This is a genomic window from Shinella yambaruensis, from assembly GCF_022899355.1.
Classification (GTDB): domain Bacteria; phylum Pseudomonadota; class Alphaproteobacteria; order Rhizobiales; family Rhizobiaceae; genus Shinella; species Shinella yambaruensis.
Genome location: NZ_JALJCK010000006.1, coordinates 1 through 17,588, shown reverse-complemented (window position 1 = coordinate 17,588; position 17,588 = coordinate 1). Strand labels below are relative to the sequence as shown.

The 17,588-nt window shown below is 65.6% G+C and carries 20 protein-coding genes; 19 read left to right on the top strand and 1 reads right to left on the bottom strand.

What is annotated here, in order from left to right; all coding sequences use genetic code 11:
• Positions 1–59: 59 nt before the first annotated feature.
• Complete coding sequence (locus MUU56_RS15190; RefSeq protein WP_244768141.1) at positions 60–1,655, bottom strand: peptide ABC transporter substrate-binding protein; 1,596 nt, start codon at positions 1,653–1,655, stop codon at positions 60–62.
• Between the two features lie 280 nt (positions 1,656–1,935).
• Between MUU56_RS15190 and MUU56_RS15185 the strand changes: the two genes are divergently transcribed.
• The 19 genes from MUU56_RS15185 (at position 1,936) to MUU56_RS15095 (ending at position 17,343) form a co-directional block, all read left to right on the top strand.
• Positions 1,936–2,709 (top strand): amino acid ABC transporter substrate-binding protein, encoded by a 774-nt coding sequence (locus MUU56_RS15185; RefSeq protein ID WP_244768140.1) that lies wholly within the window; start codon positions 1,936–1,938, stop codon positions 2,707–2,709.
• A 106-nt stretch (positions 2,710–2,815) separates the two neighbouring features.
• Positions 2,816–3,496 carry an amino acid ABC transporter permease gene (locus MUU56_RS15180; protein ID WP_244768139.1) on the top strand — a complete coding sequence of 227 codons (681 nt, stop codon included), beginning with the start codon at positions 2,816–2,818 and terminating at the stop codon, positions 3,494–3,496.
• The gene (locus MUU56_RS15175) at positions 3,493–4,254 is read left to right on the top strand and encodes an amino acid ABC transporter ATP-binding protein (RefSeq protein WP_244768138.1); all 762 of its coding nucleotides are present in this window, start codon (positions 3,493–3,495) and stop codon (positions 4,252–4,254) included. Before MUU56_RS15180 ends, MUU56_RS15175 begins: the two co-directional genes overlap by 4 nt.
• 135 nt (positions 4,255–4,389) lie before the next feature.
• Positions 4,390–4,833: a helix-turn-helix domain-containing protein gene (locus tag MUU56_RS15170; protein ID WP_244768137.1), complete on the top strand. Its 444-nt coding sequence runs from the start codon at positions 4,390–4,392 to the stop codon at positions 4,831–4,833.
• Between the two features lie 6 nt (positions 4,834–4,839).
• Positions 4,840–6,651 carry an AfsR/SARP family transcriptional regulator gene (locus MUU56_RS15165; RefSeq protein ID WP_244768136.1) on the top strand — a complete coding sequence of 604 codons (1,812 nt, stop codon included), beginning with the start codon at positions 4,840–4,842 and terminating at the stop codon, positions 6,649–6,651.
• A 29-nt stretch (positions 6,652–6,680) separates the two neighbouring features.
• A complete protein-coding gene (locus tag MUU56_RS15160) occupies positions 6,681–6,941 on the top strand; it encodes a hypothetical protein (RefSeq protein WP_244768135.1) in 261 nt (86 codons plus the stop codon).
• 20 nt (positions 6,942–6,961) lie between these two features.
• Positions 6,962–8,146: a YcaO-like family protein gene (locus MUU56_RS15155; RefSeq protein WP_244768134.1), complete on the top strand. Its 1,185-nt coding sequence runs from the start codon at positions 6,962–6,964 to the stop codon at positions 8,144–8,146.
• On the top strand, positions 8,143–8,856 hold the full coding sequence (locus MUU56_RS15150; protein ID WP_244768133.1) for a TfuA-like protein: 714 nt from the start codon (positions 8,143–8,145) through the stop codon (positions 8,854–8,856). The genes MUU56_RS15155 and MUU56_RS15150 overlap by 4 nt, the downstream gene beginning before the upstream one ends.
• 120 nt (positions 8,857–8,976) lie before the next feature.
• Positions 8,977–9,201 carry a hypothetical protein gene (locus MUU56_RS15145; protein WP_244768132.1) on the top strand — a complete coding sequence of 75 codons (225 nt, stop codon included), beginning with the start codon at positions 8,977–8,979 and terminating at the stop codon, positions 9,199–9,201.
• Positions 9,202–9,419: 218 nt separating this feature from the next.
• Positions 9,420–10,556: an ABC transporter substrate-binding protein gene (locus tag MUU56_RS15140; protein ID WP_133033643.1), complete on the top strand. Its 1,137-nt coding sequence runs from the start codon at positions 9,420–9,422 to the stop codon at positions 10,554–10,556.
• Positions 10,557–10,625: 69 nt separating this feature from the next.
• A complete protein-coding gene (locus MUU56_RS15135; RefSeq protein ID WP_244768131.1) occupies positions 10,626–11,546 on the top strand; it encodes a branched-chain amino acid ABC transporter permease in 921 nt (306 codons plus the stop codon).
• 2 nt (positions 11,547–11,548) lie between these two features.
• On the top strand, positions 11,549–12,523 hold the full coding sequence (locus MUU56_RS15130) for a branched-chain amino acid ABC transporter permease (RefSeq protein ID WP_244768130.1): 975 nt from the start codon (positions 11,549–11,551) through the stop codon (positions 12,521–12,523).
• Entirely contained in the window at positions 12,516–13,265 is a 750-nt protein-coding gene (locus MUU56_RS15125) for an ABC transporter ATP-binding protein (RefSeq protein ID WP_244768129.1), read from the top strand. The genes MUU56_RS15130 and MUU56_RS15125 overlap by 8 nt, the downstream gene beginning before the upstream one ends.
• Entirely contained in the window at positions 13,262–13,948 is a 687-nt protein-coding gene (locus tag MUU56_RS15120) for an ABC transporter ATP-binding protein (protein WP_244768128.1), read from the top strand. The genes MUU56_RS15125 and MUU56_RS15120 overlap by 4 nt, the downstream gene beginning before the upstream one ends.
• A 14-nt stretch (positions 13,949–13,962) precedes the next feature.
• The gene (locus MUU56_RS15115; protein ID WP_244768127.1) at positions 13,963–14,793 is read left to right on the top strand and encodes an alpha/beta hydrolase; all 831 of its coding nucleotides are present in this window, start codon (positions 13,963–13,965) and stop codon (positions 14,791–14,793) included.
• A 4-nt stretch (positions 14,794–14,797) separates the two neighbouring features.
• Positions 14,798–15,235 (top strand): YqaA family protein, encoded by a 438-nt coding sequence (locus MUU56_RS15110; RefSeq protein WP_244768126.1) that lies wholly within the window; start codon positions 14,798–14,800, stop codon positions 15,233–15,235.
• Positions 15,236–15,289: 54 nt separating this feature from the next.
• Complete coding sequence (locus MUU56_RS15105; protein WP_244768125.1) at positions 15,290–15,835, top strand: sigma-70 family RNA polymerase sigma factor; 546 nt, start codon at positions 15,290–15,292, stop codon at positions 15,833–15,835.
• Positions 15,822–16,595, top strand: a complete 774-nt coding sequence (locus tag MUU56_RS15100) for an anti-sigma factor family protein (protein ID WP_244768124.1) — start codon at positions 15,822–15,824, stop codon at positions 16,593–16,595. Before MUU56_RS15105 ends, MUU56_RS15100 begins: the two co-directional genes overlap by 14 nt.
• A gap of 31 nt (positions 16,596–16,626) precedes the next feature.
• Positions 16,627–17,343 carry a Bax inhibitor-1/YccA family protein gene (locus MUU56_RS15095; RefSeq protein ID WP_064331329.1) on the top strand — a complete coding sequence of 239 codons (717 nt, stop codon included), beginning with the start codon at positions 16,627–16,629 and terminating at the stop codon, positions 17,341–17,343.
• The last annotated feature ends 245 nt before the right edge of the window (positions 17,344–17,588 follow it).

Sequence of the window (17,588 nt, the reverse complement as noted above, 5' to 3'; positions counted from 1 at the left end):
CAGGTCTCCCCAGATACGAAAGCGCGCGGCCTCTCAGGAGGCCGCGCACTGACGCCGGATCATTCCGAAACGCTGAGGAAGCGGCTCAGGTGCTGGTTGGCGGCATTGTCCTGCCAACCCTGAACCTTGCTGGAGACGAGCCACAGATCGGCCTGTGTCAGGAGCGGGGCGATCGGCTGTTCCTTCATAAGAAGGGCTTCCGCCTCGTGCAGCACCTTGGCGCGCGTTGCCGGGTCCCGCTCCTCGTACGACTGCTTCATGAGCGCGTCATACTCGACATTGTTGAACTTGCCGTAGTTGAAGGTCTTGTTGGTGCTGACGCTGAGCGCCAGGAAGTTCTCCGCATCCGCGTAGTCGGCGACCCAGCCGGCACGCGCCACGTTGAACGCGCCGCCTTCCTGCAGGTAGGCGTAGTGCGAGGAGACGTCGAGGTTCACCATCGAGACGTCCGCGCCGAAGGTGTTCTTCCACATGTCGGCAACGGCCGTCGCCACGCGCTCGTGGTTCGGGTTGGTGTTGTAGCGGATCTCGATCTTCAGCGGCTTGCCGCCCTCGCCGTAGCCGGCCTCCTTCATCAGCTTGAGCGCCTCGTCCTCGCGGTCGAGCTGCGAAAGCGCGCCGAAATCGGCGGTCGCCGGCTCATAGCCTTCCATGCCCGGGGGCACCATGGAATAGGCCGGAAGCTGCGAGCCCGAATAGATTTCCTTGGCCAGGAAGTCGCGGTCGACAGCCATGGAGAGCGCGCGGCGCACGTTGACGTCGCTGTAGGGCTCCTGTCGGGTGTCGAAGGCGTAGTAGTAGGTCGCCAGCGTCGGCGAGACATGGACCTGCTCGCCATAGCTCGCCTTCAGCCGCTCGATCTGGTCGGCGGAGAAGTTGTAGACGAGGTCCATTTCCTTCGCCTCGAAGCGCCGGACCGAAGCGGCCTGGTCGTCGATCGGGTAGAAGATCACCTTGTCAAGCTTGACGTTCGCGGCATCCCAATAGTTCTCGTTCTTCTCGACGACCAGGTTGTCGTTCGGGACATGGCTGACCAGCTTGAAGGCGCCGTTCGACACCATCGTGCCGGGCTTGACGAAGTCGGCGCCGTTCTTCTCGACGCTGGCCTTGGAGACCGGAAGCGCCGTCTGGTGCGCAAGCAGCTCGAGGAAGAAGGGCGTCGGCCGCTCCAGCGTCACTTCCAGCGTCGTGGCGTCGACGGCCTTGAGGCCGAGCTGGTCGAGGCCGAGCTCACCCTTGTTGACCTTTTCCGCATTCTTGATCGGATAGAGGATATTGGCATAGCCCGCCGCGGTCTTCGGGTCTTCCACGCGGGTGAAGGAGAAGACGAAGTCTTCCGCCGTCACCGGGGAACCGTCCGACCACCTCGCGTTCTCGCGCAGCTTGAACGTATAGACCGTGCCGTCGTCGGAGACGGTCCAGCTTTCCGCGGCGCCGGGAACGATCTTGCCGGACGCGTCATAGATCGTCAGGCCCTCGTAGAGATCCTTGAGGATGAACTCCTCGATGTTGATGGAAGTGTGCGCCTGGTCGAGGGTCTGCGGTTCGCCGGCATTGCCGCGGTGAAGCACCGCTTCTGCAAGAGCTGGACCGGCGCCCAGCAGGATTGCGCCCGCAAGAAGAGCCGCACGAAAGCCAATGAGTCTGTTTGCCATTTTGTTTTCCTTCCCCGGTTGTTATTTTGGGTGCCACATCAATTGTCCCTGTTTTCCCGCTTGGCAAGCCCCTAAAAACACGAAATGCACAAAGGCCGCAGCCCGCGCAGAGGGCCGGATTTTTAAAGCGAAACGCGCCCTTCTCCGCCTGAAGGCAGCGGAAAATGAGAAAAATATTCGCATTTGCCGTTTTTATTCGCAGTTTTCTGCCCATCGTTTTGCACCGATTTCTGCGATCTATCGCTCCATCGAACACTTGAGCCAGAAACGGAGTTCCAAGATGAACTGGTTGAAGACCCTCGCCGCCGCTGCGGCGCTCCAGGCCGCCATTCTCGCCCCGGCCCATGCGGGGGAAAACCTCGCGGCCGTGCAGGCCGCCGGCGCGCTGAAGATCGGCACCGAAGGCACCTATGCGCCCTTCACCTACCACGACACCGACGGCAAGCTGGTCGGCTTCGACGTCGAGATCGGCGAGGCCATCGCCAAGAAGCTTGGCGTCAAGGCCGAGTTCCTGGAAGGCAAGTGGGACGGCCTCATCGCCGGCCTCGACGCCAACCGCTACGACGCCGTGATCAACCAGGTCGGCATCACCGAGGCGCGCAAGCAGAAATACGACTTCTCCGAGCCCTACATCGCCTCCAAGGCCGTGCTGATCGTGCGTGCCGACGACGACAGCATCAAGGGATTCGCCGACCTCAAGGGCAAGAAATCCGCCCAGTCGCTGACCTCCAATTTCGGCAAGATCGCTGAAGGCGCCGGCGCCGAGCTCGTCGGCACCGATGGCTTCGACCAGTCGATCCAGCTCGTCCTGACCGGCCGCGCCGACGCGACGATCAACGACAGCCTGTCCTTCCTCGACTTCAAGAAGCACAAGCCCGACGCCAATGTGAAGATCGCCGCCGAACAGGAAAACGCCGACTATTCCGGCGTGATCATCCGCAAGGGCGAACCGGAACTGCTGGACGCGATCAACAAGGCGCTTGCCGACATCAAGGCCGACGGCACGTACCAGGCGATCTCGGACAAGTATTTCGGCCAGGACGTCTCGAAGTAAATCCTGCCGGGAGACCGCTTCGCGACGGCCCGCTCCTCGACTATAGATAAAACCACGACCTGGCCGGGGATCACCCCGGCCAGCCGCATTTCCGGAGGTTTTTCCCGTGCCGCCGTGGCTTCAACTGATGCTGGATTCGCTTGTCCCCCTGCTGTGGGCCGCGCTCGTCTTCACCATTCCGCTCACCTTGCTCTCCTTCGTGCTCGGGCTGACGCTCGGCCTCGTCACGGCCATCGCGCGGCTGTTCGGGCCGCGCCCGCTCGTCGCCGTCGCCCGCTTCTATGTCTGGGTGATCCGCGGCACGCCGCTTCTGGTGCAGCTCTTCGTCATCTTCTACGGCCTGCCGAGCGCCGGTATCCTACTCGATGCCTTCCCGGCCGCCCTCATCGGCTTCACGCTGAATGTCGGGGCCTATACGTCGGAGATCATCCGCGCCGTCATCGCCTCCGTGCCGCGCGGCCAGTGGGAAGCGGCCTATTCGATCGGCATGAGCTGGTCGCAGGCCATGCGCCGCACCATCCTGCCGCAGGCGACGCGCGTCGCCGTGCCGCCGCTGTCGAACACCTTCATCTCGCTGGTGAAGGACACCTCGCTCGCCGCCGCCGTCACCGTGCCGGAACTCTTCCAGACGGCGCAGCGCATCGTCGCCACGACCTACGAGCCGCTGATCCTCTACATCGAGGCGGCGCTGATCTATCTCGCGCTCAGTTCCGTGCTGTCGGCCCTGCAGGTTCGGCTGGAAAGGCGCTTCGCCCGCTATGGCGGCTTCCTGGAGGCCCATACATGATCGAACTCAGCCACATCGAAAAACGCTTCGGCGACAACCATGTGCTGCGCGACATCAGCCTCGCCCTGCCGGAGGGCACGGTGACGGCGCTGGTCGGCCCTTCGGGTGGCGGCAAGAGCACGCTGCTGCGCTGCATCAACCTGCTCGAGACGCCGACCTCGGGCTCCATCAAGCTCGGCAGCGAGACGATCGATTTCGCCCCCGGCCGAAAGGTGGGCTGGGACGCCGTGCAGAAACTGCGCCGCCAGACCGGCATGGTCTTCCAGAACTTCCAGCTCTTTCCGCACCAGACCGCCATCGCAAACGTGATGGAAGGCCTCGTCACCGTCCTGAAATGGCCGGCCGACAAGGCGCGCGCCCGCGCGATGGAACTTCTCGAGAAGGTCGGCATGGCGCACAAGGCCGACGCCTGGCCGGCGACCTTGTCGGGCGGCCAGCAGCAGCGCGTCGCCATCGCCCGCGCGCTCGCCCCTTCGCCGCGCGTCCTGCTTTGCGACGAGCCGACCTCCGCGCTCGACCCCGAGCTTGCGGAAGAGGTGGTCGAAGTGCTGAGCCGGCTTGCGCGCGAGGGCACGACGATGGTCATGGCGACGCACGACCTGCGCCTCGCCTCGCGCGTTGCCGACACGGTCGTCTTCCTCGATGGCGGCGTCGTCGTCGAGGAGGGGCCGCCGCGCGCCATCTTCTCCACGCCGGAGCGCGAGCGCACGAAAAAGTTCATCGCCTCCCTCAGCGCGCCGCAAAGCTACGATATCTGAAGTGCACGCTACCTCACGTTACGGTAGCAAGGAAATCCGGTTCGCGGCAGTTGCATCGGACAGGCGATTCAAGCAGAGTGACGGAATATGCGTATCTCGCCATGCCCCGGCATGTCTTTCAGGGGAGAAAGTCTCATGATCAAGAAAACACCAAATCCGATCGACGTCTTCGTCGGTTCCCGCGTCCGCCTGCGCAGGCTGATGGTGGGCATGAGTCAGGAAGCGCTTGCCGACCGGCTCGGCGTCACCTTCCAGCAGGTGCAGAAGTACGAGAAAGGCACCAACCGCATCAGCGCCAGCCGCCTCCAGGCGATCTCCGACGTGTTCCGCGTTCCGCCGAGCTTCTTCTTCCAGGACGAAGACAGCGCCGTGCCGACCTCCGGCGTCATGCACGAGACGGGCGACGTCTCCACCTTCGTCTCCTCCAAGGAAGGCCTCGACCTCAACCGCGCCTTCCTGAAGATCGAGGATGCGGGCGTGCGCAAGTCGATCATCGCGCTGGCAACCGCACTTTCCAAGGCAAGCGCCACCACCGAGGCGGGCGAACGCGCGGACAACGCACCGGAACTGCGGATCTGACCCCACATGCCGGCGCGGCTGCAGACGCTCGGTCATCTGCGCCTGCTCGATGAGGGCGGTAACGATATCGTCTTTCCCGAAAAGGCGCTTCTGATCCTTTGTTATCTCCTGGCGCGCGGCGTGAGCAGCATGCCGCGGGCGGATGCCGCAAATCTCTTCTGGGATGATGCCAACAGCGCCGCCGCCTTCGCCAACCTGCGGCAGACCGTTTCACGGACCCAGAAACGCCAGCGGGAACTGGACCGGACCTACCTCACCTTCACGGACACCACGATCGCGCTCGGGCCGGAAGCCATCGAAAGCGATATCGACAAGGTGCGCGACGGTGCGGGGCTTTCCGTGCTCGCCGGCCTCCTGACCGACGATTTCCTCAAATATGTCAGGCCCGGCAACCACGCGCTTTCAAGCTGGATCGTGCTGCAGCGGGCCGCGCACATGGCCCTTCTGCGTAGCGCCCTGCTCGACGGGAATGCGCCGGACGGCGCCGGTACGCGCCAAGCCCGCGCCGCCGCCGCGCTGCGCCTGCTCGAAAGCAATCCGGACGACGAGGAGGTGCGTGCCGTGCTGACGGGCCGGACGGCGGTGCCCGCCAGTCTCATGACCCTCCAGCCGCCCGCCCGCGTGCTGACGCCGCAGGAGGCGGACATAGCGCTCCCCCGGCAGAACCCGCCGCGTGTCGTGTTGCTGCCGCCGGTCACCACGCTCGCCGCCCGTACAGCCGCCCGCTTCAGCGAAGCGCTGATCGAGGACGTGACGATCGGGCTCTGTGCGTTGCGCTCCATTTCGATCATCGCCCCGCACACCGCGGCGCAAATCTCGCTCCAGGCCGACAGGGCCGACACCTACGAGCGCCACAAGATCAGCTACATCCTGGAAACGCGGCTGCGCGACGAGGGCGACCATCACACGCTCTTCGCCCAGCTCATCTTCTTCGGCAGCGACGAGGTGATCTGGGCCGAGCGCTTCCCGCTCTCCGCCGAGGGCCTTGCCCGATCGCGACAGATGATCTCGCACCAGATCGCCGGGGCGATCGCCACCGAGATCGAGCGCAACGAACTGGTGCGCGGCGACTACGAGCGTGACGCGGCCGCCTATCGCAGTTTCCTTGTCGGCCAGGTCCAGCTGAAGAACCTCGACCTGCGAGACATCCGCCGCGCCCGCAAGAGCTTTCGAGAGGCCCTGCAGGCCAATGGCGCCTTCGCCCCGGCGATCGGGGGCCTTGCCCGCAGCTACTTCCTCGAATGGCTGGTGACGGCGCGTGGCGACGAGGACCTGCTGCGCCAGGCCGAGCGCCACGCCGAAGAAACCATCCGCGCCGACGAGCGCCTGCCCTCCGGCTACCGCGAGCTTGGCGTCGTCAAGCTTTATGCCCGCCAGTTCGACGAGAGCGTCGCTTATCTCGACCGCGCCGAGGCACTCAGCCCGCACTACGCCAATGTCATCGCGAGTTATGCCGATACGCTTGTGCAGGCCTCCCGGCCGGATGTCGGCCTCAAGAAGATCGAGCAGGCGATCGACCTCAATCCGCTGCCGCCCGACGAATACTTCTGGACCGCCGCCGGCGCCAGCTATTCGCTCGGCCTCTACCAGCAGGCACTCGACTATATCGCCCGCATGAAGGACCGCACTCCGGCCGACCGCCTCGCCGCGGCAAGCTGGAGCATGCTCGGCGACATGAAGAAGGCGCGGCAATTCATCCGCCGCACCTATGACGTCCACCCGAATTTCGATCTCGACTCCTGGATGGCGATCGTGCCCTTCAAGGAAGAGTGGCAGCGCAGGCACTATTACGACGGATTGAAGAAAGCCGGCTTCTAGCGACCGGCACAAAGAGAGAGGAAGTGGACATGGCAAGACTGGTTGTTCTGGGCATTCAGGGGGACGACGGCCTCTGGGTCGCCGATCTCGATGCCGGCACGGTGACGCAGATCGCCGCCCCCACGACGGGGGCGCTGAAGGCGGCCGATGATCTGCGCAAGGCCGGCGCATCGGTGATCAAGGGTGTCAACCTCGCCGCGCTCGCAACTTCGGCAGATGCCGTGTCCGGCGGCTTCATGGATGCGTCCGGCGGTTTCATGGACCCCTCCGGCGGCTTCATGGACAAGTGAGCCTCGGCCCGGCTCACAGCGTGACCGCCTATTCGGACCGCATCTGCAGTCCCGATGAGACGTGGAGCCGGATCGAGGCCTTGCTGCCCCGGTTCGGCATCACGCGGCTGTCCCGCCTGACCGGGCTCGACAACGTCGGCATCCCGGTCTGGAACGCCGTCAGCCCCAATGCCCGTTCGATCGTCATCAACCAGGGCAAGGGCATCACCGATATCGACGCGAAGGTCTCCGCTGCCATGGAGGCGCTGGAGCGCTCGATCGCCGGTGAGCCCCTGGTGCCGGTGCGGCGGGCCACACGGCGCGATTTCGCGGCGGCCGGCGAAGCCTGCCTGCCGCTCGACATCTTCGTTGCGAGCGGACAGGCCTTCCTTGCCGAAGACGAACCCTTCAACTGGCTCGCCGGGCGCAACATCGTGACGGGAGAGACCATCTGGGTTCCGCGCGAAGCCGTCTGCCTCGACAGGACCGATGCGGCACCACGCTTCTGGCAATCCTCCGACGGCCTTGCCTCCGGCAATTCGGAGAGCGAGGCGATCCTACACGGCCTCCTGGAGCGCATCGAGCGCGACGCCGACCGACTGTGGCGCCTGCTGCCACGCCAGAAGCGCCAGGCGACCGCCGTCGATCCCGCCGGCTTCGCCGATCCGCTCATAGAGGCGCTGGCCGGCCGTTTCCGCACGGCCGGGCTCGATCTGCGCCTCTTCGACATCACCAGCGACCTTGCCATCCCCACCTACGCCGCCGTGCTCGGCGATTCCGGCCTTGCCGCAAGGAAGCGGCCGCTCTTCCACGATGCGACCATCGGCTACGGCACTCATCCCGTGGCCGCGCGCGCCGTGATCCGCGCGCTCACCGAAGTCGCGCAATCGCGCCTCACCTATATCAGCGGCGCGCGCGACGATCTCTTCGCCGAAACCTTCACCCGGCCGCTGGCGCCGGAAACCCTCGCCCTCTTCGAGGCCTGGCCGGGCGCGGCGAAAACCTATCCCGCACCCGTGGGTGACGCCGCCGCGCTGCTCGCCCATTGCGTGGAACGGCTCGGTGCATCTGGCATCACGCCCATCGTCGCCGTGCCGCTCGGGGATGCCTCGCTGCCGGTTCGCGTCGTCAAGATGGTCGTGCCCGCGCTTGAAAACCCGGAAGGCGCGCGCCGGCATGCCGTCGGTCCCCGCGCTCTCTCCCACATGCTGTTCGGAACCACATGAAGATCCTCTTTGCCGGCCCGAGCCTGCCCGATGCCGCCGCTCTTTCTGGCGACGCCGTCGAGGTCCGCCCACCGGCGGCCCACGGCGACGTCTTGGGCGCCGTGCGCGCGGGCGCCACAGCCATCGGTATCGTCGACGGCAATTTCGAGCACGTGGCACCCGTCTGGCACAAGGAAATCCTTCATGCGCTGGACCAGGGCGTCGCCGTCCTCGGCGCCGCCAGCATGGGTGCGCTGCGCGCTGCCGAGTGCGATACGTTCGGCATGGTCGGCATCGGCCGCATCTATGAGGACTATGCCAGCGGCCGACGCGTCGACGACGCCGATGTCACCATGCTCCACGGTCCCGCCGAACTCGGCTATCCCGCCCTCTCGCTTCCACTCGTCAATGTCGAGGCGACGCTCGATCGGCTGGAGGCGGAAGAAACCCTTGAAAAGTATGACATATCAACACTTCGGACCGCTGCAAGGAGGCTCTTCTACAAGGAGCGGACCTGGTCCTCGGTCATAAAATCAGCCGGCGCGGCGGCAAACCGGAAGGGACTTCTGCAACTTCTCCACGCAGCCGCCGTGGACCAGAAGCGCGCGGATGCCCTCGCCCTGCTGCACGTCCTTGCCGGTTTTGATGCAAAAACTCCCGTAAAACGAGGAAACTGGACGTTTCGGGCGACATCCCTGTGGCGTTCCGTTGCCGATCAACCCATAGCCTGAGAAAACGTGCAGTTTCCCATTCCGCGTGTGTCACGCTGGAGTCACGCGCATAGCCCCGGAGTCACGCCTATACTTCGCCGCAGGGGCTGAAAGTGAGCGTTGCTCAGGGGGGCACAGGACATGAAAATCGAAAGCGTTGAAACAGAAGACCGGGGCGCGGAACTGATGGCGCTGGCGCGGCTCGTCGCGTTCGCACTGGAATCCGCCAAGTCGCTGGATGCCGAGATCGCCGAGTTCTGCCTGGACAAGGCGCTGCGCGCGGTGCTGGAACAGATCGACGAACCGTCGCGCATGACGCTGACATCGAGCGACATCATGCTGATGAACCGGTCGGCGCTCTGCTGACCGGGTGGATGGGCCGGCTTGCCGGCCGGAGGATAGCCGCCGTCCTCCTCCGCGGCGCTGATCGTGCGGACGGCCCGAACCTGCGGGCCGCCGCCGATCTTCCTAAAATTCTCCGATTGCGAAACGAAAACACACGGTTGCGCTGATCGCGGAACTCTGAAAGGTTCTCTTCTCGAAAAACGCCCCGAAAACGGGCCGACGGACAGAGGGAGAACAGCATGCGGAAGTTTCTGGCGGGCGGCGTGGCCGCTCTCGCGCTCATGACGGCGGGCATCGCCCAGGCGGAACCGGTGAAGATCGGCGTCATCACAACGCTGTCGGGCGGCGGCGCGGGCCTCGGTGTCGACATGCGCGACGCCTTCCAGCTGGCGATCAAGCAGTCCGGCAACAGCGAGATCGAGCTCGTCGTGGAAGACGACGCCCAGAAGCCGGAACTTGCCGTGCAGATCGCCGAGAAGATGATCCAGAGCGACAAGGTCGATCTGATGACGGGCATCATCTGGTCGAACCTCGCCATGGCCGTGGTGCCGAACGCCGTTGCGCAGGACGTCATCTATCTCTCGCCCAATGCCGGCCCCTCGGCGCTCGCCGGCGCGAACTGCCATCCGAACTATTTCAACGTTGCCTACCAGAACGACAACTTCCACGAGGCGATGGGCGAATACGACAACAAGGACTACAAGAAGACCTTCATCCTCGCCCCGAACTATCCGGCCGGCAAGGACGCGCTGACCGGCTTCAAGCGCTACTACAAGGGCGAGCTCGCCGGCGAGGTCTATACCCAGGTCGGCCAGACGGACTATGCCGCCGAGATCGCGGAGATCCGCGCGTCCGGTGCCGATTCCGTCTATTTCTTCCTGCCCGGCGGCATGGGCATCGCCTTCATGAAGCAATATGCCCAGTCGGGCGTCGCCATCCCCGTCACCGGCCCCGGCTTCTCCTTCAGCCAGGACGTGCTGCCGGCGATCGGCGATGCCGCGCTGGGCGTCAAGAATTCCGGCACCTGGGCGAAGGACCTCGACAACCCCGCCAACAAGGCCTTCGTCGAGGCCTTCCAGAAGGAATACAATCGCCTGCCGTCGATCTATGCCGCGCAGAGCTGGGACACCGCCAACCTCATCCTCTCGGCCATCGGCAAGGCGAGCGTGAAGGACAAGGATGCCTTCCGCGCCGCGCTGAAGGAGGCGGATTTCGCTTCCGTGCGCGGAAAATTCAAGTTCAACACGAACAACCATCCGATCCAGGACATCTACGTGACCGAGGTCGTGAAGGAAGGCGACGTCCTGACCAACAAGATCATCGCCACCGCCTTCACCGATCACGGCGACGCCTACGCCGACAAGTGCTCGATGTAATCCGCGACCGGACATCCGCCCCCCCCCCCCCGGGCGGATGTCCCCGCATGACCTTCCGGACCGGCCATCTTGTCCCTCGCCCTCCTGATCGAACAGTTTTTGAACGGGCTCCAGCTCGGCGTGATGCTGTTCCTCATCGCCGCCGGGCTGACGCTGATCTTCGGCGTGATGGGGCTGATCAACCTTGCCCATGGCTCGCTCTACATGGTCGGCGCCTTCGCCTGCGCGACGGTCGCGGCCGCGACCGGCTCCTTCTGGCTCGGCCTCGTCGCAAGCCTTGCCGCGGCGGCAGCCGCAGGGGCATTGATGGAGGTCGCCATTATCCGCAGGCTTTATGCCCGCGACCATCTCGACCAGGTGCTCGCCACCTTCGCGCTGATCCTCATCTTCTCCGAGGGTACGCGCTGGCTCTTCGGCTCCTTTCCGCTCTATCTCGATATTCCGCCCCTGCTGCAGGGCGCCGTGGCGCTGCCCGGCGGCGGGCAATATCCGCTCTATCGCCTCGCCATCATCGGTGTCGGCGTCATCGTCGCCATCGGCCTTTACCTTTTGATCGGCCGCACCCGCCTCGGCATGCGCATCCGCGCCGGCGAATCCGACCGCGAGATGATCGCCGCGCTCGGCATCGACATCCGCTCGCTCTATACGATCGTCTTCGCCTTCGGGGCGGCGCTGGCCGGCCTTGCCGGCGCGCTGGTCGGCGCGCTGCAATCGGTGCAGGTCGGCATGGGCGAGCCGGCGCTGATCCTCGCCTTCGTCGTCATCGTGATCGGAGGCATTGGCTCGATCAAGGGTGCGCTGATCGGCGCGATCCTCGTCGGCCTCGTCGATACGATGGGCCGTTTCCTGCTGCCCAAGGCGCTCGCGCTGATGATGCCGGCCACGCAGGCCGGTCCCGTCGGCGCCGCGCTCGCCTCCATGCTCATCTATATCGTGATGGCGCTGATCCTCGCCTTCCGGCCGAGCGGCCTTTTCTCGGCGAGGACATGACCATGGGAGCCCGCGAAACGACGGTCAACGTCCTCCTCGTCCTCCTGCTGCCGGCCGTCGCGCTCACCGCGCTCTTCATCGGCGAGGCCTTCTACATCACGCTTGCCACCCGCATCGCGATCCTGGCGCTGGCGGCGGTCGGGCTCAACATCGCGCTCGGGCTCGGCGGCCTCGTCTCCTTCGGCCATGCCGCCTTCTTCGGCCTTGGCGGCTATGTGGCCGGCGTGCTGGCTACCCATGCCTTCAACATGGAGCCCGTCGCCTTCGGCCTGCCGGGCACGACCGCCATGCCGGCCATCTGGCTCGTCGCGATCCTCCTTTGCGGCCTCGTCGCACTGCCGATCGGCCTCGTCAGCCTTCGGACATCCGGCGTCTACTTCATCATGATCACGCTCGCCTTCGCGCAGATGATCTATTATTTCGCGATCTCCTGGCCGGCCTATGGCGGAGAGGACGGCCTGTCGCTCTCCATGCGCAACGGCTTTCCCGGCCTCAACACGGCAAAGCCCTTCCCCTATTTCGTCGTGGTCTTCGTGCTGCTGCTCGCAGGCCTTCTCCTCTTCCACCGCCTGCGGGCCTCCCGCTTCGGCGCGGCGCTGGAGGCCGCGCGGCAGAACCCGGCAAGGCTCGCCGCCATCGGCATCTCGCCCTTCGCGATCCGTCTCGTCGCCTTCGTGCTCTCGGCCATGATCACCGGCCTTGCCGGTGCGCTGTTTGCCGATCTCAACCGCTTCGTCAGCCCTTCCATGCTGTCCTGGCACATGTCCGGCGAATTGATCGTGCTGATCATCCTCGGCGGCAAGAACCGCCTGTTCGGCCCGTTGGCCGGCGCGGCGCTGTACGTTCTCTTCGAATATGCGTTGGGTGGCCTGACGGAGCGCTGGCAGCTCTTCCTCGGCCTCGTCCTGCTCGCCGTCGTCTTCTTCGCGCGCGGTGGGCTGATCGGCCTTCTTGCCGGGAGGCCACGCCATGGTTGAACCGGTCCTCGACGTCAAAGGCCTCGAAAAATCCTTCGGCGCGCTGAAGGCGACGAACGGGGCGAGCCTCGATCTCAGGCCCGGGGAGATCCACGCGCTGATCGGCCCGAACGGCGCGGGCAAGAGCACGCTAATCAACCAGATTTCCGGCGCGCTCGCGCCCGATGCCGGCAGCATCCGCTTCCTCGGCACCGACATCACCATGCTCGACACGGCGCGGCGCGCCCGCATGGGCCTTGCCCGCACCTTCCAGATATCCTCGCTCGCCCAGGAGTTTTCCGCGCTGCGCAACGTCATGCTCGCCGTGCAGGCGCGGCAGGGAACGAGCCTGCGCTTCTTCCGCCCCGTTGCGAGCGACGTCTCGCTCACCGAACCGGCGATGCGGATGCTGTCGCGCGTCGGCCTGGCCGACCGGGCGAACGTGCCCGCCGCGGCGCTGTCCCACGGCGAACGCCGGCAGCTCGAGATCGCCGTTGCGCTTGCGATGGAGCCGAAAGCCTTCCTGCTCGACGAGCCGATGGCCGGCATGGGGCCGGAAGGCTCCAAGGCGCTGACCGGCTTTCTCGACGGGTTGCGTCGGGAAGCGCCGATCCTGCTGGTGGAGCACGACATGGACGCCGTCTTCGCGCTTGCCGACCGCGTGTCCGTGCTGGTCTACGGCCGCATCATCGCGACAGGCAGCGTCAGCGAGATCCGCAACGACCCCGAGGTGCGCCGGGCCTATCTGGGGGAGCCCGCATGAGCCTGCTCGTGCTTGAGGAGATCGAAACCTTCTACGGCGCTTCGCAAGCCCTGTTCGGCGTATCGCTGGCCGTGGGCGAGGGGGAGGTCGTGGCGCTGATGGGCCGCAACGGCATGGGCAAGACGACGACGATCCGCTCGATCCTCGGCCTGACGCCCGCCCGTGCCGGCCGCATCGCCTTCGGCGGCAAAGCCGTGACTTCCCTCCTGCCGCATCGCATCGCCCGGCTCGGCATCGGCCTGGTGCCTGAGGGGCGCCGATGCTTCGCCAACCTGACGGTTGAGGAGAACCTCCTCGCCTCCGCCCGGCGCGGCGCCTGGACGCTGGCGAAGGTCGTCGATCTCTTTCCCCGGCTCGGCGAGCGGCTGGGCCAATATGCCGATACGCTGTCCGGCGGCGAGCAGCAGATGCTGGCGATCGGCCGCGCCCTGATGACCAATCCGAAGCTCCTCATCCTCGACGAGGCGACCGAGGGACTGGCGCCGGTAATCCGGCAGGATATCTGGGCGGCGATCCGGCGGCTGAAGGCGGAAGGCGAGTCGATCCTCGTCGTCGACAAGACGCTCTCGGAACTCTTGCCGCTCACCGATCGCTGCTGCGTGCTGGAAAAGGGCCGCACCGTGTTTTCCGGCCCGCCGCAGGCCTTTACCCGCGACCTGCAGGACCGCTATCTCGGCGTCTGAAAACGGAGGACGGCATGCTCGGCTACAGGATCACCGATTGGGACGACGCCTACGAGAACGGCGGCAATATTCCGGGCGGCACGCGCTGGCCCGCCGCCTGGGTGGAACCGGCGCAGCAGATGCGCACGGCGCTTGCCGCCGAAGGCCGGGCAAGACTCGACCTTGCCTATGGCGAGGGCGAGCGCAACCGCCTCGACATCTTCCTGCCCGAGGGCGCGCCACGCGGCCTCGTCGTCTACGTGCACGGCGGCTTCTGGCTGCGGCTCGACAAAAGCTTCTGGTCGCATCTCGCTACGAGCTCCCTCGCCCATGGCCATGCCGTCGCCATGCCCTCCTACACGCTCTGCCCGGCCATCCGTATCGGCGGCATCGTGCGGGAGATCGCGGCGGCGATCGAAACGGCGGCGGGGCTGGTCGCCGGCGAGCTCCGCCTGATCGGCCATTCGGCGGGCGGCCAGCTCGTCAGCCGCATGGTGTCGGAGCCCTCGCCGCTTTCCGCCGAAACGCTCGCCCGCATCCGCCACGTCCTCTCGCTCTCCGGCCTGCACGACCTGCGCCCGCTCATGCATACCGCCATGAACGAACGGCTGCACATCGACGAGGCGGAGGCCACCGCGGAGAGCCCGGCCCTGCTGCGCCCCGTCGAGGGCACGCGGCTCACCTGCTGGGCAGGTGCCATGGAGCGGGCGGAGTTCCTGCGCCAGAACGTCCTGCTCGCCAACATCTGGACCGGCCTCGGCGCCACGACGGCGACCGTCGTCGAGCCGAACCGGCACCATTTCGACATCGTCGACGGCCTCGCCGATCCCGAACACCCCCTCACCAGAACCTTGCTGTCGCCCTGACCAGATGAGCACGCTTGCCGCCTATGGCGGCCTTTTCCTCGCCGCGCTTGTCGCCGCCACCATCCTGCCGGCCCAGTCGGAAGCGGTGCTCGGCGGCCTGCTGGCCACCGGAACCTATTCCCCCGTGCTGCTGATCCTCGTCGCCGGCACCGGCAATGTCCTGGGGTCGGTCGTCAACTGGCTGCTCGGCCGCGGCGTCGAGCGGTTTCGCGGGTCACGATGGTTTCCGGTCAGCGACGGAAACCTCGATCGGGCCGGGCGGTGGTATCGCAGATACGGCTGGTGGAGCCTGCTCTTCAGCTGGATGCCGGTCATCGGCGACCCGCTGACGGTGGCGGCCGGTATCATGCGCGAACCCTTCCTGCGCTTCCTGGTCGTCGTTTCCATCGCCAAGTTCGGCCGCTACATCGTGCTCGCCGCCCTCGTGCTGCACTGGCTCTGAAATTTTTTCCGGAAGGAATGGAATGGGCGTCGCCCGGCTTTCGTATACTGGGGTATGAACGGAAAGACACCCGGCTTCAACGTGATCGGACAGCTCGCGGCGCTCAGGCGCTACGCGCTCTCCCTCGTGCGCAATCCGGACGAGGCCGAGGACCTGGTGCACGATGCGCTGGTCAAGGCATATGAGCGGCAATCGACCTTCCGCACCGGCGCCAGCGTGCGCAACTGGCTGATGTCGATCCTGCACAATGCGCATGTCGACCGCCTGCGCCAGCGCCGCTCGCAGGAACGCCGCCACGATGCAGCGGCGGAACTGGCGGAGGCGTCCGTCCCGGCGAACCAGGACCATTCGGTGCGCCTGACGCAGCTGCGCAACGCCTTCTTCGCCCTGCCGGAAGACCAGCGCGAGGCCCTGCACCTCGTCGCGATCGAGGAGCTTTCCTATCAGGAGGCGGCCGAAACGCTGGGCATTCCTGTCGGCACGCTGATGTCGCGCGTCGCCCGCGCCCGCCAGCGGCTGCGCGCCTTCGAACAGAGCGGCGCGGCCGCTCCCGTCACACATCTCAGGCTCGTCGGAGGCACTGGCGATGACAAGCAATGATCCCATTCTCGAAACCGATCTCAACGCCTATGTCGACGAGCAGCTCGCCGTCGGCCGGCGCATCGAGGTGGAGGCCTATCTTTCGGAACGGCCGGAGGTCGCGGCGCAGGTCATGAAGGACCTGCGCGTGCGCGACGAGCTTCGCCTGGCGCTCGCCGACCACCGCACGGTGATCCGGCAGGAAACGCGCGAGGCCGCGCGGCTTCTGGAGCGCTCGCTGTCGCGCCGCCGCATCTTCTCCGTCTTCCGCCGCGCCGCAGCCATCGCCCTGTTCGTTGCCGCCGGCTGGACGGCCCATGCCGTGCTCGGCCCCTTCGGCGCCACCGAGGTCGTGGCCTCCACGCCGCCGCCCGCCTTCGTGGAGGAGGCGGTGCGCGCGCACAAGACGACGCTGCTGCGCGACACGATGGCCTCCCAGCCGGAGACCGAGACCTTCGATCCGGCCGAGATCCGCTCGGCAACCGCGATCGTGCTGCCGGACCTGCCGAAGGGCTGGGGCGTGATCGACACGCAGGTCTTCCCCTCCGCCTACGGCCCGAGCGTCGAGCTGGTGCTGGAACCGCGCAAGGACGAGCGCCTGTCGCTGTTCGCGGTACGCCCCGGCTCGTTCGCCGTACAGCATGTCCTGCTCTTCCACGCCGACAATGCCCGAGCCGCCTACTGGCAGATCGGCGACGTCGCCTATGCGCTTGTGTCGGAAAGCCGCAAGGCCGACGACCTGGCGCAAACCGCGCGCGATCTCTCGCGCACGCTCTACTGATCAACCGCTTCCAAACCGAAGGAGACATTCGATGGACCCCGTACAACAGCGATTTGGCTACGGCGCGCAGGCGCAGTCGGCCGCCCTCTTCGACGAGGGCCTGCGTCAGCACATGCTGCGCGTCTACAACTACATGGGCGCAGGCCTCGTCATCACCGGCCTCGTCGCCTTCATCGTCGGCTCGACGCCGGCCCTCTACGTGCCGATCTTCTCCTCGCCGCTGAAGTGGGTGGTGATGCTGGCGCCGCTCGCCTTCGTCTTCTTCTTCTCGTTCAAGATCCAGACGATGTCGGCCAGCGCCGCGCAGATGACCTTCTGGGCTTTCTGCGCCGTCATGGGCCTGTCGCTCGCCTCGGTGTTCCTCGTCTTCACCGGCACGAGCATCGCCCGTACCTTCTTCATCGCCGCCACCATGTTCGGCACGACGAGCCTCTACGGCTATGTGACGAAGCGTGACCTGTCGAAGTTCGGCTCGTTCCTGATCATGGGCCTGATCGGCGTCATCATCGCCTCGATCGTCAACATCTTCCTCGGTTCGACCGCGCTGCAGTTCGCCATCTCCGTGATCGGCATCGCCGTCTTCGTCGGCCTCACCGCCTGGGACACGCAGAACATCAAGGAACAGTATGCCGAGAACATCGACCAGGAATCGCAGCAGAAAATGGCCGTGTTCGGCGCGCTTTCGCTCTACCTGAACTTCGTCAACATCTTCCAGCTCCTGCTGAATTTCACCGGCGAACGCGAGTAGTTTTCGCAAGGGATTTCAAAGAGAACGGCGGGGCAAAACCCCGCCGTTTTCTTTTGTCAGAAGCCTGCACTCCGTTCCCCCCGGCGTCATCCTCGGCTTGCCCCGAGGATCCACCCGTCCAATCCAGGGTGTGCCGTGTGACATGGCAACTGTGTTCAAGCGAAGTTAGTTTTGTCGCGCTGCATTGCATTGAGGATCGTGATGAGCTTTCTTGCGACGGCGATGATGCCGGCCTTTGCGGAGCC

Excerpts from the sequence above, each read along its gene's own strand:
- MUU56_RS15190 (WP_244768141.1), bottom strand. The coding sequence starts at position 1,655 with ATGGCAAACAGACTCATTGGCTTTCGTGCGGCTCTTCTTGCGGGCGCA.
- MUU56_RS15185 (WP_244768140.1), top strand. The coding sequence starts at position 1,936 with ATGAACTGGTTGAAGACCCTCGCCGCCGCTGCGGCGCTCCAGGCCGCC.
- MUU56_RS15175 (WP_244768138.1), top strand. The coding sequence starts at position 3,493 with ATGATCGAACTCAGCCACATCGAAAAACGCTTCGGCGACAACCATGTG.
- MUU56_RS15170 (WP_244768137.1), top strand. The coding sequence starts at position 4,390 with ATGATCAAGAAAACACCAAATCCGATCGACGTCTTCGTCGGTTCCCGC.
- MUU56_RS15165 (WP_244768136.1), top strand. The coding sequence starts at position 4,840 with ATGCCGGCGCGGCTGCAGACGCTCGGTCATCTGCGCCTGCTCGATGAG.
- MUU56_RS15160 (WP_244768135.1), top strand. The coding sequence starts at position 6,681 with ATGGCAAGACTGGTTGTTCTGGGCATTCAGGGGGACGACGGCCTCTGG.
- MUU56_RS15150 (WP_244768133.1), top strand. The coding sequence starts at position 8,143 with ATGAAGATCCTCTTTGCCGGCCCGAGCCTGCCCGATGCCGCCGCTCTT.
- MUU56_RS15145 (WP_244768132.1), top strand. The coding sequence starts at position 8,977 with ATGAAAATCGAAAGCGTTGAAACAGAAGACCGGGGCGCGGAACTGATG.
- MUU56_RS15140 (WP_133033643.1), top strand. The coding sequence starts at position 9,420 with ATGCGGAAGTTTCTGGCGGGCGGCGTGGCCGCTCTCGCGCTCATGACG.
- MUU56_RS15130 (WP_244768130.1), top strand. The coding sequence starts at position 11,549 with ATGGGAGCCCGCGAAACGACGGTCAACGTCCTCCTCGTCCTCCTGCTG.
- MUU56_RS15125 (WP_244768129.1), top strand. The coding sequence starts at position 12,516 with ATGGTTGAACCGGTCCTCGACGTCAAAGGCCTCGAAAAATCCTTCGGC.
- MUU56_RS15120 (WP_244768128.1), top strand. The coding sequence starts at position 13,262 with ATGAGCCTGCTCGTGCTTGAGGAGATCGAAACCTTCTACGGCGCTTCG.
- MUU56_RS15115 (WP_244768127.1), top strand. The coding sequence starts at position 13,963 with ATGCTCGGCTACAGGATCACCGATTGGGACGACGCCTACGAGAACGGC.
- MUU56_RS15110 (WP_244768126.1), top strand. The coding sequence starts at position 14,798 with ATGAGCACGCTTGCCGCCTATGGCGGCCTTTTCCTCGCCGCGCTTGTC.
- MUU56_RS15105 (WP_244768125.1), top strand. The coding sequence starts at position 15,290 with ATGAACGGAAAGACACCCGGCTTCAACGTGATCGGACAGCTCGCGGCG.
- MUU56_RS15100 (WP_244768124.1), top strand. The coding sequence starts at position 15,822 with ATGACAAGCAATGATCCCATTCTCGAAACCGATCTCAACGCCTATGTC.
- MUU56_RS15095 (WP_064331329.1), top strand. The coding sequence starts at position 16,627 with ATGGACCCCGTACAACAGCGATTTGGCTACGGCGCGCAGGCGCAGTCG.